Genomic DNA, 13,402 nt, shown 5'->3' with positions numbered 1-13,402 from the left:
GCGCGATGGCGGTCTCCCTGAGACCGGAGGCGAGCGGACAGGAGCGCGGTCGGGAGTAAGCATCGGTGAGGGCACCGGGCGGGTGCTGGTGCCCCTCCCCCGCGAGGCGGGCGGTGGCGGGGGAACGGCGTAGCCTGCAGAGATGATTGCCTTCTTCGCTGCGTTGATCCCGATCGTCGGCTCCCTGTACGCTGCCGGCACGTTCTTAACCGAGCAGGCGCGCCTCGCGCACGAGCGGAGAGTGCGAGAGCGGATAGCGCCACGGATCTGGGCTGAGCACGAAAGGCAGATGGAGCGTGCGAAGGCGCGAGAGATCGGCTTCGACGAGGTGAGTATCGTGCCGAATGAGTTCGAGCGTCGACTGCTGACCTGGAACGGCATCGAGCACCCTCGCCCCACGTATGGCGACATGGACATCAACGTTGCTATGTCTGCGCCGCTGCTGCCTGCCAGCGAGCGCAGACGCCAGTGGGTGCTGCTGGTTAGCGCGTCAGCCGGAGCGGTGCTTCTAGCGATCGACGCCAGCGTGGCAGCCGCCTGGACTACGGTTGCGCGCTGACCCGCACTCGAGCCATGGCGGTCGCCGGCGAGGCGCGTGGGCTGGGAAGCATGGGATACGTCCCGCACCTTCGCTTGGAAAGATAAAGAAACAGGCGGGTTTCAGTCACAGTCATTGATTTGTCATCGCACGCACCGAGACGGTGCAGAGATCAGCCGCAACCCTGAACACACCGGGTGCTGGGCGCACGATCTCCGCGTCCGCCGCTAACACGACGACCGTGGCCCTCTCCCCCGCACCCGTCGCCTCCACCGCGACATCGCTACACCAAGAAGCTTCGAGCGCGCACGTTGAGGATGAAGCATTACCGTCCGTTCGTCGCCACCGCAGGACTCTGGCTCACACGACCCATCCGCCGACTGCGGCAGGATGCGACTGCAACGAGCTGTTGGCCGGTTACGAAGGCGTGCGCGGGCAGGGCGATCCAACCCGTTCGAGCCCATCTCGTAATTGGACTCGTTATCCCCACGTACTCGTAGACAGCGTTACCGAAGCGCGCGTCCTTATCCCTCAGGTCGTACACGTGCTGAACATTCTCAGGGCAACGTGGGGAGTCGAAATGCAGCCGATTAATGATCTCGTCGAGTTCGTGGTGGTATCCATCGAGAGGACCGCCGATCAGGACCACCTGCGTCTTTCCATCAGTCATTCGCATACCCTAGAGCGACTGCGGGTCACGCTGACAGTAATCCGAGCCTGGTGAATGGCGGCCGATGTCTACTCAAACTCAAGCGGGCCGCTGGGCAGGAGGGGCAGCCGGGGCATCAGCGACGAAGGTGAACGCAGCTTTGGTCACAGCACCGATCCCTGTCCTGGGGAATTGGCGTAGACGATCTGTCTTGACCCTGCTAGAGCCACGACGCAGACTGGTCCCTCTAATGGGTCCATCGATCTGCGGCCCCGCTGGCCGGATCTGAGACCGCGAAGCGGGCGAGGATCAGAGGACCACACAGACTGCGCGGTGACCACATCCTGACTATGCCAATGGTAGTGCAGCGGTAACCCGACTGTTTGCCCGGCGGTGTTCAACGATCCGCTGCGCCAGCCGGCCTCCACCACCACTGTCGCCATCCCGAGAGCGGCGATGAGTCGATTGCGCGCAAGGAACCGCCACTTCGTCGGAGCCGCACCGCACGGGAGTTCGCTGACCATGGCACCAGATGTCTGGATGCGTTCGAACAGCTGCTGATGTCCGGCCGGATACGCGCGGTCGACGCCGCCGGCGAGGAACGCGACGGTGCCGCCCCCGACTCCGAGCGCTGCTCGATGGGCGGCTCCGTCGATCCCGTACGCACCACCGGAGACGACGAGCGTGCCTGACGCCGCCAGATCACCGGCGAACTCGGCGGCGACGGACTCGCCGTAGCCGGTCGCGGCCCGTGCTCCGACGATCGACACGCGCTCGGGCATGGTCAGTCGACTCGCATCGCCTCGGACCCAAAGAAGCACCGGCGCATGGTCCCCGAGGTCATCAAGCGACTCCGGCCATTCCGCGTCACCCGGCAGCAGCAGTCGCGCTCCCACCTCTCGTGCGCCCTGGAGCGATTCCACGACGGAGCGAGGTCGGGCACGTGGTCGCCACCGCCGCTGAGCTTCACCGATGACACGGTCCGACAGGGTGAAGCGGGAATCGTCCAACGCGACACGCATCGCCTCCTCGGCGCCGAGCTGTGCGATCAGGGCTCCTGCCACGCCGTCGCCCGGCTCGGCGATCACGCCCCATCCGACACGTGCCAGCGTCTCGGCCGCCGCACTCTCCGGTCGGGCGCTGCGTGCCGCAGCGCAGATCTCGGTGTCTCCGAGCAGAGCATCCATCATGAGATCAGTCCCTTCTTCAGAAAGAGCGCTCGCCCGAGTTCGTCGTGTCCGGGGCTGTCCACTCCGGCGAGATCCGCCATGGTCCATGCGAGGCGAAGTACGCGGTCGTAGCCGCGGAGCGTGAGCAGCCCGCGTTCGAGCGCACGATCGAGCGGTGCGCGCACGCCTGTCGGCAACCGCAGAGCGCCTTGCCGCAGATGCGAACCGGCGACCTCGGCGTTCACGCTCCACGGCGTCGGCGCCCATCGCAAGCCCGCCCGCCGTCTCGCCTCCTGCACCCGGCCTCGTGCCTCAACCGTGGTCGTACCCGAACGCTCTGGTGCTGTCGCACGCGAGGCCGCGACGCGTGCGACCTGAAGATCGATGTCGATGCGATCCCGCAGCGGTCCAGACAGCCGCGCCGAGTATCGACGGATCGCGATCGGCGGGCAGATGCACTCCGCGCCGCGCACGCCGTAGTTTCCGCACGGGCACGGGTTGGTCGCAAGATTATGGCGTGTATTTGTGACTGATTAGTGTTCAGTTTTGGCTTCGGCTCGCGTAGCGTCGATAAGGTGACGATCGCGAATGAACCGGGCTCAGTGCAAGCGCATCGTTGGCAGTTCTTTCGCGTGAAGGCTGAGAACCTCATGCAAGGCGAGACATCTAGCGACAGGTGGTGGGAGCGATTTGGTATTCCGCTCGGGAGCCCCTTCCTTATCTCGCCTGATTTCTCTTATGACGCGGAGCTGAACGAGTTTTTCTACTCTGCGGACATGTTGCCCACAAGCATCAACACTCGCGTGGGGTACGCGAGAGACATGATGCTCTTCCTGAACTTCCTACATCGTGCGCGCAGCGGCATCGGGTGGGAGAACGCGACCGAGGAAGATCATCGTGCTTACCTAATCTGGCGGCGGCAGGATCCTGACGGCCCACGGGTCAGTGGTGCGACGTGGGATCGTGAAGTGAGCGCTCAGAATCGCTTCTATCGTTGGCAACTATCTCGAGGGCGAGTCGCGCAGAATCCCGTTCCTCAGCGTGCACAGCGCGCACGCCCTGGCGCACACAATCGTCACCAAACAGGACATACCGCCGCGACATACTCGCATGATGCGCGCCGTGATCGAATCCGCTGGCTCCCCGCACCGGCATACCGCAGATGGAGAGATGTGGGACTCCGCGGTTATACAGCGGAGGGACTACCGGATGCGAACTTCCGAGGGCGTTGGGCAACGAGGAACGCAACGTTTACGGATCTCCTAGTGCGGACAGGACTGCGGCTATCCGAACAAGCATCCATGCTCACGATGGAAGTGCCGACCGCAGCCAGCTATACGTATCCCCGATTTTGGCTAGCGGAAGCTGTCGCCAAGGGAGGCTCCGCACGTTGGGTATATGTACCGAAAAGAGTCCTGCGTGAGATTGAGTCGTATCAGACCGTCGACCGTCGACTCGTGGTGCAAGCAGCACGAGCGCGCGGACAGTATTCAAAGGCAGGCACTGGTCTCCTCGATGTGAACTCACGATTCGTGACGACGACGTCCAAAGACGGCATGCGATTTCGAACGCCGATCACGCACTTCAGTCCCGAGGAACGTCGTGGTCTGTTCGTCGAGAGTGAGGAAGGCTACGAACCAGCGGCTTTGTGGCTGACCGAACGCGGTGACCCGATGGCTGTATCGACGTGGCAGGACATGTTCAGAGTCGCGAATCAGCGTTGCACGACTCACGGCGTGCAATTGACTGCGCACGCTCACCTGCTTAGGCACACTTTCGCGGTACTCACGCTGGAACAGTTGCAGCGTGGTCATATCGCTGCGTTGGGAGGCCAGACTCCTCAACAGCGTGGACAGTACGTGCGTGCCTTCGGCGACCCGTTGGACTGGGTGAGACGAGCATTGGGACATCGCAGCGTCACGACTACACAGGTCTATCTCCATGCGCTAGAGGAGCTGGAAATGGAAACTCGACTCGCATTGATTCCGGACGACTGGGAGTCACCCCACTTTCCTCGCGACGAAGCAGGAAACCGGTGAGCGGTCGCGGCAGTGCCCGCGTCGGACGTCCCTCTGCACTGCCTGGTGGGCGTTATGACCCGCCGCCGTTGGTTGTTACTGCTGAGACGAGCACAACGGTGCATTTTCACGGCGAGGATGGTCGGCAATTCGAGTACAAGATCGATCAGCTCCCGCTCACCGACTGGCACCAGCCGCTTGCTTCTGCATGGGCCACACGTATAGGAGCTTCGGGCGGGCTACGAACGTTGGCGTCGACGAAGAATGCATGGGGAGTCCTGGGACGGTTCATGCGGTTCCTCGACCAGATGCCGTGGCCGCCGCGGACACCTTCATCCTTGATGCCGCAACACGTTGATTCGTTCTATCGTGATCGGGCGCGAAGGACCACTCGTCATAGAGCCGGGGTCGAGCTGAGATCTCTTTCGTTAATCTTCGGTCTGGCCCCTCTGCGAGAACTGGTGCCCCCGAGAACGCTCGATCGGATGAGAGTTCGAGTCTTCGGGTATGGCCTTCGACCGGGGACGTCGGGGTACTCAGACGCGGAGTTCAGCCGAGTTCTGACGGCCGCGCGCACCGACATCAAAGCGTTGCAGCAGCGATTGGAGGCCCCGTCCGACGCTGATGCGGTGTCGGCGCTTCGGACAGGCCGTGTCACCCTGCCTGCGGTGTCGGCACCAAGGTATATGCGCAACCGACGTGAAATCGCGCGCCAGGTCTTCGCAACGCGCGATGATCTGTACCCGATGCTCGTCCTCCTCGTCGCGACAACCGGCTGGAACCTAGAAGTGATGAAGGAACTCCCGGCCGAGTACCGGTTGATTGAGGGGAAGGCAGTCGAGGTCGACTTGGTGAAGCGGCGCCGTGGGTCGCGAAACTGGCATCACACCGTGACGTGGGAAATCGGCGCTCCCGGTCGAGAGTTGTCAACGCCGGGCGGCGTGTACCTCTTGCTTCACCGTTTGATGGAACCCGCACGGAAGTTTCTTGAGTCGCCAGGATTCTGGGCAGTTTGGCACTCATACCCGATCGGAGGCGATGCCCAGACCGAGTGCCGAAACCCTTTCGGGAAGGGGCTAGACGCAAGTTTGCGATGGTCGCGTTGGACACAGCGTCATGATCTCCGCGCCGACGCGTCAGCAAATGATCGTGCGGAGACGCAACCTCTTCAGCTGAGCGGCAACCGGCTCAAGACCAGCGTCGATGTCCGGCGCACCCGACAATTCGGCGGCCACCTTCCCTCGGCTGCGCGCAGCAACACGACCGCTGTTCTATTCAGCAATTATCTGGCTGGCGACAAAACCACCATCGCGTGGGCGCATGAAGTCGTCTCGGATGCCTTCACAGACGTTGAGCGTGCCGCGTACGACGCACATCGACGCGCACTTCAAAAGACTGGGCGCCTCAAACTCAGCATCCGTCCTACATCCGTACTAGTTCAAGGGCGCGGATCCGAACCAGGGGCACAGCTCAAATCGAGTGATGCGGAGTTGGAGTCGCAAACGGCGTGGTCCTCGTGTAGTGATCATGACCACCATCCTCTGACCGGAAAACGCTGCCAGACGTCGTTCCTTGATTGCTTCCATTGTGCAAACAGCGTGATCACCGGCGACCATCTTCCTCGTGTGCTGAGCTTGCTCGACTCGCTCGAGTTACGTCGCGGCGACCTTTCAGAATCGGACTGGTGGACAAGATACGGATCAGTATGGATGGCGATCCGTGAAGACGTGCTGCCAAAGTTCAGCGAGCAAGAGGTCGCTCGTGCCCATGAACAACGTCCAGCAGACAGCCTCTTGGACATCGTCGAACCTCGATGGGAACGCCCATGAATTCGCAATACGTTTTACGCCCAATCCCCGAAAGCAGCGATGACCGATTCGTGCTCCACGGCCGCGATCTACGAGTGGGCTACAAGCTTGAGGAAACAGCACGATTCGACGACGATGTGTGGCCGATGGCGCCGGCGTCTCTGCAGACCCAGGAACGCGGCCTCACTCTTCGATTTCTCACGGTCCCGCCCCAACATCGAATCACGCTCAAGCGACTCTGCTACGCGATGCTGTCGGGCCCGAGTCCTGATGACGGACCTCGTCCGCGCGTATCGAGCGTAGCGACGGCGTTCTACAGTTTTCGCACGTTCCTCAAATGGCTGGATGAGAACCATCCGACGGTGGGTCTCCCCGGTGTCAACTTGCCGCTGCTTGAGCAGTATCAATTGCATCTGCTGATGGAATACCGAGCTTCCACACGTCGGTATGCATTGCGGTCAGCGGTGAATATTGCATGGCGATACCGTGAATCTCTAGCGGGGGAAGGACTACCGCAAGATCCGCGCGACCTCCCCGCTTGGAGCGAGCCGGACAGGAGCACCAGCCGCGAGAACAGCACGGCACGCGTACCAGAATCAGTCCAAAGCCGAGTGCTCGTTTGGGCACTGCGCTTCGTGGACGACTTCAGTGACGACATTGTCGACGCAATCGATGCATGGATCGATCGTCGCCGACCACAAGCAAGCCGTACAGCTTCCGGGAAGCCCTGGGGATATCAACAGCAGCGAATTAAGTCTTACCTCGACACAGCCCGCGACCTTAAGCGCCCTTTGCCGGGACGGCTTGGTGTCCCAAGTTTCAACGCGATCGCCTATCAGATCGGTTGCGATCGCACAGCCCTAGAACGGCATCGGGAGAAAGTGATCACGACCGCGGCGATGGTCGGAGTCTCTGAGCACATCGAGCTCGGGTTGACCATCAGGGGCCAGATCGACGGTATGCCCTGGCTGGACGGAGTCACGCTTAGCCCCGGACAAGAGGATTCACTCACTGTGCTTACGCAAGTGCTACACGCGGCGTGTTACATCGTTATCGCGTTCCTCTCGGGAATGCGGGACAACGAGATTAAGCACCTTCAGCCTGGCTGTTGCACCGTTGCGTTGGACACATCCGGCCGGCCATACCGGTGGACTGTGAACAGCCTGGCGTTCAAGGGCGAATCGGACGATCATGGGACTCCCGCTACATGGGTCGTTGGAAACGCGGCGGCGCGAGCAATCCACGTCCTGGAGCGCGCACACGAAGCGATCAAGACCCAGAAGTCTGAGTGGTTGTTTACACCGTTCAAAGTCGGTCCAGGTGCCGGATCTGCGGGGCGCGGGGGTAATCACGCTTTGACGCTTGCCGGGACCAACCGACACCTCGGTCGCTTCACATCCTGGGTGAATGATTATTGTGCCTCGCGAGGGCGCAAGGACGGGATCCCCGATGTCGATGGACGGCCATGGCGCCTATCTAGCAGGCAATTCAGACGCACTCTCGCGTGGTACATCGCGCGCCGCCCAGGCGGGTCGATAGCCGGGGCAATTGCGTACCGACACCACAGCATTCGTATGTTTGAAGGCTACGCGGGCACGTCCGCCTCGGGATTTCGCGCTGAAGTGGAAGCTGAGGAAGCGCTCGCCCGAGGCGAACAACTCCTCGCCATGATCGACCAACACGACCACACAGAACTACTCGGGACTGCGGCCGTCGATGGAACCCAGCGCTTGGAGACTCTCGCCGAAAATGCCAAGTTCCGAGGCGTCGTATCAACTGATCGACAGCGACTGCTCCGACTGATGAAACGCCATGACCCCGCAATCTACCCCGGTCAGTACGTGACATGTGTCTACGACCACCGCAAGGCGCTTTGCCGCACCCGCAGCTCAACCTCGGGCGATCTTCCTGACATCACGACATGCCAGCCCCTCGCTTGTGGCAACGTCGCGCTTACAGACGACAACCTAACGGCTTGGCGTGCCGAGTTGTCAGCGATCGAAGCCGACAGAGCCGCCCGCCCATCCCTCCCCCCGCTCCTAGATGCTGACCTCAAAACCAGAAGCGCCCGTATTCTGAAACTGATCAGTCGAGCAGAAGCAGAGTTGCAATGAGCCGCCGCGTCGTTCTTCCGACGGAACTTCAGATTGGCGAGGCCCTGGAGGCGCTCCGACGAGAACAGCCTGCCAAGCCACCGACCGTTGTTGCGGTCGCCGAGCACCTCGGCCTAAGCAACGCGACGTTCTGGCGCTACTTCCCCGACCTCTGCCAGGGGATCGCAGATACCCGTCGACGGGCTCTCCGTACTCCTCCCGCTGCCGACCAGGAGACGAACGACGCCGACCACCGCACGATACTGGCCCGGTTGCGCAGGGACAATGCGCGATTAGAGAGCGAGCTCAAGCGTGCTGCGGCGGAAGTGCAACGACTAACTCTCGAGAACGGTGTTCTCATCGCACACGCCCAGCAGGCCTCGAAGGTGATTCCGCTGAAGCCCCGCGCTTAGAGGGCGGCGTTGCCTCGCCGTGTGTCGACCGCAGATCAGGCGAATGGTCGCTCGGCACTCAGGAGAGGAGGACCCGCGCGGCGCACGTTCAGTGACCTTTGGTCTCGCGCTTCTCTTGAGCATGGCGTTCGCAGACAGTCCAGACCCAGAGGTTGATCACATAGGTCCGAGCGGGCGCGCCGCACTCTTCACAGATCTCGATGCTCTCCCACTCGGCGGCACGGATAATTTCGTGAAGCTCGTCGTTATAGTCGTACGGGTCGCTGGAAGCGCGAGCAAAGAAGCTCAGGGAACCGAACTTGGCGTTTACCTGCTGAACGACGTAGGACGGAGCTATCACGCGGAGCTTCTCGTCGAGGCGACCAAGCAGCGAATACCACCCTGGGCCAACTTCGATGATCTGGGGCCAATCGGGTTCGATGCGCGCGACGATCCGCCGGATCTCGACGGGGTAATCATCGGTCATTCCCTGTTCCCTGTTCGGTGTTTGTACTCGGCCGCCTGCGATTGAGTCGATCCTGCCGGCGTAGTCCCGCCCCTCCGATGAAAGGTCGACTTCCTGTCCATTATCTCTACGCCATCAGCTGCAATGCTTGGCCTCATCCATACGCCCGTCCTCCTTACGCGAATTGTTCAGGCCTCGCCGTTCAACCGGTCGCAATCCCGTGCTGATGGGTTCCGCGTGCACGTTGCCGGCGTCTTGAGTGCTCCCGGAAGGCGCGCCCGACACGAAGGCTTCGGGTGATCTCCCGATCCCAACTGATCATGCCGCGGCGCCGCCATTCTGTCGCTGCGTGTCCACGGAATCCAGAGACCGCTCGTCGCCGCTCAAGGAAGTCCAACTCACTGGGAAACGGAGCCGGTAGACCTGAGGTATCTGGCAGTAAATGTCTAAAGAGCTCCGCGAAGGTGGGCCCATACCCAGTCCGGCGTCGAGTCTGTGCGATGAATATTCCGGCCGCAAGCGCCCATTCCTCCGCCGTGTCATCGCCGGTGAAATCCTCAAACACATACGCCCACGCAGCTGCCGGAGGCGTCGAGATTCCTCGCCACCAAATCGGGTTGGGGTCGGGATTCACAGCCACCATCACAATCGCGGTCGCACACATAAGCCGATCCCGAGACGCGACCGGCTGGCATCGGGAAGGCAGCACACGTGCAGGGAGTAGCGGACGGTGTCCGGCGAGCGAAGATTGTTTCGTATGGCCTCCGAAATTATGCCATACGGATTAGGCCATATCGAGGTTCGTCGTTCAGCAGGCTGAATGAGTGGCCCAACGAAACGACGATATCGAGGCGCAATGGAAGGCGTACTCGCAGCGTTTCGCTATCTCGCTCCGTTCGGCTCGCGATCGCGCCGGCCTGAGCCAGGAGGACGTCGCGTATCGTTCCGGACTGACCCGATACACATATCAAAAGTATGAGAAGGGCGAGTCTCGCCCAGGCAATCCCGCCAACCCAACGCTACGCACGCTTCTTGCACTGGCCCAGGTTCTCGAGACGCCGCTGTCAGCACTCATTCCGAGCGACGTTCCGGACCTCCGGAGCCGCTGAACGTGCACCCCTCAGTGTGCGGGTTCAAGATTCCTCTGTGGTTCAGGACTGATGCCACGGTTCGGGCTGCAGGATCGGATCTGAATCGCTCGACAATTCGATCGCTAGTGCGAGTCTCGAGCCTTCCAATCCCGTCGCAGATCACTTTTCGGACGACCTCGACTGTGATGGGCTCGTAACTATTCGCGTGCTCGAAGAGGAAGTCGCGGTACAGCCCCTGGTTGAGGTGGAACCTGTCGGTGTTCTGCACGTACACCCAGATGCGCATCTCGTCATCTTTGTGTGCGGCCCAGATCGGGGCACCAGCGGCGTTACGAACTAAGTAGAAGGTCACTGCTTTGCTCTATCCTCAGGCTCCGTCGAGGCGGCGTCCCAATTTGCCTCACGAAGGCGCTCATACTCTGTTTTATCACGCCATCGACTACCGGCATATGCTGTCCGCATGACTGGCGATCAGTTTTACGGGCCCACCGAAGAAGAGATCGACGCCGCTTTCCCTCCCCAGCTATGCCCCAAGTGCACACGTCCTCTCGATGCAGAGTTCCTCACATCCGAGACGCTACATATCACTCTTAAGTGCCCTGTGCATGGCGTGGTGGGTCTGCTCCCGCCACCGACGACCTAGCCGCCGACCGCCTATCAGGCAGCCTCGGCAACGAGCACAGATTCAGCGCCCAGACCAGCTCCGGCACAGCATGAGAGATGCGAGACCGGGCGTCATGAGAAATGCGAGACCGGGCGTCGATCAAGCGGTGAGAGGTGTCGGTACGTTGAGCGCCGCCAGTTGTTCAACTGACCCTCGTGCAATGAGTCTCAGATCACCGCGGCCTTCGTCGATGCCCCACTCAACGAAGGCGCAGCAGCGCCGCTCGACCTCAACGAGTTCCCGCAGTCGGCTGATCGAGTCATCGACCTTGGCGTAGTGGATGACGAGCACGGAGTCGGCGCGTTCCGCAGATAGCGCGTAGTCGGCGTCGAACGCCTGCCATCTCTCCACCTGTGCCTTGGCTTCCGCGATGGTCGGGAGTGTGCATGCGATCGGGACGTCCCGGAATGGGCCCTGTGTCATCGGATCTTCTCCTCTGCGTAGTCTGCTGCGTCGTCGTCTTCCAGGTATTCGAGAACCTCGAACGGGGACTCTACGTCACCGCGCCACGCTTCGATGCCCTCGCGGATCGCGAGAACCGCGACGACGAGCGCGGCGACGGAATCGGCCCACCACCAGCCGAACAGGCTGTTGAGTATGAGGCCGATGAACACCGCACCGGAGAGGTAGACGCAGAGGATGAGCTGTTTGGCATCGGCCATCACGCTGTTCGAGTCGAGCTCGCGCCCGGTACGGACCTCGTACCAGGCCAACAACGGCATGATCACCAGGCTCAGTGCAGTGATGCCGAGTCCGAACGGGCTGTGGTCCGGGCCCTCCGCCTGGATCAGGCTCAGGACTGCATCGACGGTGACGAAGGCGGCGAGGGCGAAAAATGCGATGGCGATCGCCTTGACGGTGACCCTCTCCCATCGCTCGGGGTCCTTGCGTGTGAATTGCCATGCGATCGCGGCGGCCGAGAGTACCTCGACGACGGAGTCGAGTCCGAAGCCGATAAGCGCGGCCGACGATGCGAGCACGCCGGCCCAGACCGCTACGATGGCTTCGATCACGTTGTAGGTGATCGTGAATCCGACGATGAACCGGACCCGGCGATGCAGCGTCGCGCGGCGTTCCGTAGTCAACGCGGCGCTCATGCCTGCACCTCCGTCGCGCAGCATCCGGGTACCGTGCACGCCGAGTCGAGACACGGTGCGTTCTCGTCGACAGCAAGCGTCACATCCACCAACGCGGTGAGCGCGGCCGTGAGATGCGGGTCTGCGATCTCGTACCGGGTTTGCCGCCCCTCGGGCTCGGCGACGACGATGCCGCAATCCCGCAGACAGGTGAGATGGTTCGACACATTCGAGCGCGAGAGCTCGAGTGCACGAGAGAGCACCGCGGGATAGCTCGGTCCTTCGAGTAGGGACATCAGGATCCGCGAGCGGGTCGGGTCGGCCATGGCACGGCCGAGACGATTCATCACATCGAGACGGGAAGCAATAGTCAGCACACGATGACTATACAGTGACCAGTGACCTATTTCCATTCTGGGAAGATGAGACATATGGGAGCCGGCGTGCAGTGGATGGAACGACACCAAGTCGGACTCTACCTAGCCGCTCTGGCCGCAGGTGCAGCGGTCGGTCTGCTCTTCCCCGTCCTTGCGCATCCCGTCGAGACCGCGATCAATCCGGTGCTGGGGTTACTGTTGTACGTCACTTTCCTCGGCGTGCCTTTCGCGAGACTTGGGCAGGCGTTTCGCGACTGGCGGTTCCTGGGGACGTTGCTCGTGGTGAACTTCGTGCTGGTGCCGCTCGTTGTGTTCGGGCTGTCGCGTATCGTCGCGCACGATCAGGTGCTGCTGATCGGCGTGCTCTTCGTGCTACTGACGCCATGCGTGGACTACGTCATCGTCTTCGCAGGAATGGCCGGCGGCTCCAGAGAACGGCTACTCGCCGCAGCGCCGCTGCTGATGCTCGCCCAAATTCTCCTGCTCCCGGCATACCTGTGGCTCTTCATCGGCGATCAGTTCGTTCAAGCCATCGATCTGCGACCGTTCGCAGAGGCATTCATCCTGCTCATCGTCCTGCCGCTCGCGGCTGCCGGCTTCACCCAGCTGGCGGCGGCGCGAACACGCAGGGGACGCTCTCTCGAGTGGGTAGGGCTGGCAGCGATGGTGCCGCTCATGGTGCTCACCCTTGCCGTCGTCGTGGCGTCCCAGATCGCCGGTGTCGGGCAGGAGATCGCACGCCTGCTCCTGGTGGTGCCCGTGTACGTGGTCTTCGCCGCGGTCATGGTCCCCGTCGGCATGATCGCCGGCGCTGCGGCGCGGCTGGATGTTCCCGCGAAACGGACGATCGTGTTCAGCGGTGCGACGCGGAACTCCCTGGTTGTGCTGCCGCTGGTCCTGGCACTTCCTGCGGCTTTTGACGTTGCTCCGCTCGTCGTCGTCACTCAGACGCTCGTTGAGCTCGTCGTCATGGTCGTGTTCGTACGGCTCATCCCCCGATTGCTCCCGGAGAGATCCAGTCGGATTACCGCGGCGTAAGAGCTGCGGGGTAAAGCAGAACC

At 61.9% G+C, this 13,402-nt stretch carries 13 protein-coding genes and 2 pseudogenes; 8 read left to right on the top strand and 7 right to left on the bottom strand.

All coding sequences use genetic code 11. The annotated features are described in order from the left end of the window. Positions 1-142: 142 nt before the first annotated feature. Positions 143-559, top strand: a complete 417-nt coding sequence (locus tag IEV67_RS09660) for a hypothetical protein (protein ID WP_188436389.1) — start codon at positions 143-145, stop codon at positions 557-559. Positions 560-1,351: 792 nt separating this feature from the next. Here IEV67_RS09660 and IEV67_RS09655 read toward each other — a convergent pair. The 3 genes and pseudogenes from IEV67_RS09655 to IEV67_RS19090 form a co-directional block, all read right to left on the bottom strand. Next, positions 1,352-2,377 (bottom strand): DNA-processing protein DprA, encoded by a 1,026-nt coding sequence (locus IEV67_RS09655; protein WP_188436388.1) that lies wholly within the window; start codon positions 2,375-2,377, stop codon positions 1,352-1,354. Next, on the bottom strand, positions 2,374-2,742 hold the full coding sequence (locus IEV67_RS09650) for a magnesium chelatase subunit ChlI family protein (protein WP_268238586.1): 369 nt from the start codon (positions 2,740-2,742) through the stop codon (positions 2,374-2,376). The genes IEV67_RS09655 and IEV67_RS09650 overlap by 4 nt, the downstream gene beginning before the upstream one ends. Further along, positions 2,725-2,853 (bottom strand): annotated as a pseudogene (locus IEV67_RS19090) (ATP-binding protein); the annotation flags it as partial. The gene IEV67_RS09650 and the pseudogene IEV67_RS19090, both read right to left, overlap by 18 nt. A 153-nt stretch (positions 2,854-3,006) precedes the next feature. Between IEV67_RS19090 and IEV67_RS19170 the strand changes: the two are divergent. The 5 genes and pseudogenes from IEV67_RS19170 to IEV67_RS09630 all read left to right on the top strand — a co-directional run. Continuing rightward, positions 3,007-3,357 (top strand): annotated as a pseudogene (locus IEV67_RS19170) (site-specific integrase); the annotation flags it as partial. A 300-nt stretch (positions 3,358-3,657) separates the two neighbouring features. Continuing rightward, positions 3,658-4,395 carry a site-specific integrase gene (locus tag IEV67_RS19165; RefSeq protein ID WP_373284478.1) on the top strand — a complete coding sequence of 246 codons (738 nt, stop codon included), beginning with the start codon at positions 3,658-3,660 and terminating at the stop codon, positions 4,393-4,395. Between the two features lie 665 nt (positions 4,396-5,060). Continuing rightward, positions 5,061-6,203, top strand: coding sequence for a hypothetical protein (locus IEV67_RS09640; protein ID WP_229702989.1), 1,143 nt, complete (start codon positions 5,061-5,063; stop codon positions 6,201-6,203). Further along, positions 6,200-8,296 carry a hypothetical protein gene (locus IEV67_RS09635; RefSeq protein WP_188436384.1) on the top strand — a complete coding sequence of 699 codons (2,097 nt, stop codon included), beginning with the start codon at positions 6,200-6,202 and terminating at the stop codon, positions 8,294-8,296. The genes IEV67_RS09640 and IEV67_RS09635 overlap by 4 nt, the downstream gene beginning before the upstream one ends. Next, positions 8,293-8,688, top strand: a complete 396-nt coding sequence (locus tag IEV67_RS09630) for a hypothetical protein (protein ID WP_188436383.1) — start codon at positions 8,293-8,295, stop codon at positions 8,686-8,688. Before IEV67_RS09635 ends, IEV67_RS09630 begins: the two co-directional genes overlap by 4 nt. A gap of 88 nt (positions 8,689-8,776) precedes the next feature. Here IEV67_RS09630 and IEV67_RS09625 read toward each other — a convergent pair whose 3' ends face one another. Further along, positions 8,777-9,154 (bottom strand): hypothetical protein, encoded by a 378-nt coding sequence (locus IEV67_RS09625; RefSeq protein ID WP_188436382.1) that lies wholly within the window; start codon positions 9,152-9,154, stop codon positions 8,777-8,779. A gap of 803 nt (positions 9,155-9,957) precedes the next feature. On the opposite strand from IEV67_RS09625, the gene IEV67_RS09620 reads away from it, so the two are divergent. Next, positions 9,958-10,242: a helix-turn-helix transcriptional regulator gene (locus IEV67_RS09620; RefSeq protein WP_229702987.1), complete on the top strand. Its 285-nt coding sequence runs from the start codon at positions 9,958-9,960 to the stop codon at positions 10,240-10,242. A gap of 745 nt (positions 10,243-10,987) precedes the next feature. Here IEV67_RS09620 and IEV67_RS09615 read toward each other — a convergent pair. The 3 genes from IEV67_RS09615 to cmtR are packed head-to-tail and all read right to left on the bottom strand — an operon-like array spanning position 10,988 to position 12,341. Then, positions 10,988-11,311 carry a hypothetical protein gene (locus IEV67_RS09615; RefSeq protein WP_188436381.1) on the bottom strand — a complete coding sequence of 108 codons (324 nt, stop codon included), beginning with the start codon at positions 11,309-11,311 and terminating at the stop codon, positions 10,988-10,990. After that, positions 11,308-11,985, bottom strand: coding sequence for a cation efflux transmembrane domain-containing protein (locus IEV67_RS09610; RefSeq protein WP_188436380.1), 678 nt, complete (start codon positions 11,983-11,985; stop codon positions 11,308-11,310). Before IEV67_RS09610 ends, IEV67_RS09615 begins: the two co-directional genes overlap by 4 nt. Continuing rightward, on the bottom strand, positions 11,982-12,341 hold the full coding sequence (gene cmtR, locus IEV67_RS09605) for a Cd(II)/Pb(II)-sensing metalloregulatory transcriptional regulator CmtR (protein ID WP_188436379.1): 360 nt from the start codon (positions 12,339-12,341) through the stop codon (positions 11,982-11,984). The genes IEV67_RS09610 and cmtR overlap by 4 nt, the downstream gene beginning before the upstream one ends. 54 nt (positions 12,342-12,395) lie before the next feature. Between cmtR and IEV67_RS09600 the strand changes: the two genes are divergently transcribed. Further along, positions 12,396-13,379, top strand: a complete 984-nt coding sequence (locus IEV67_RS09600; protein WP_188436856.1) for an arsenic resistance protein — start codon at positions 12,396-12,398, stop codon at positions 13,377-13,379. Positions 13,380-13,402: the final 23 nt, after the last annotated feature.

The organism is Microbacterium murale (assembly GCF_014635185.1).
Taxonomy (GTDB): Bacteria; Actinomycetota; Actinomycetes; order Actinomycetales; family Microbacteriaceae; genus Microbacterium; species Microbacterium murale.
Note: the sequence above shows the minus strand (reverse complement) of the source record. Positions and strands in the feature narration are given on the sequence as shown.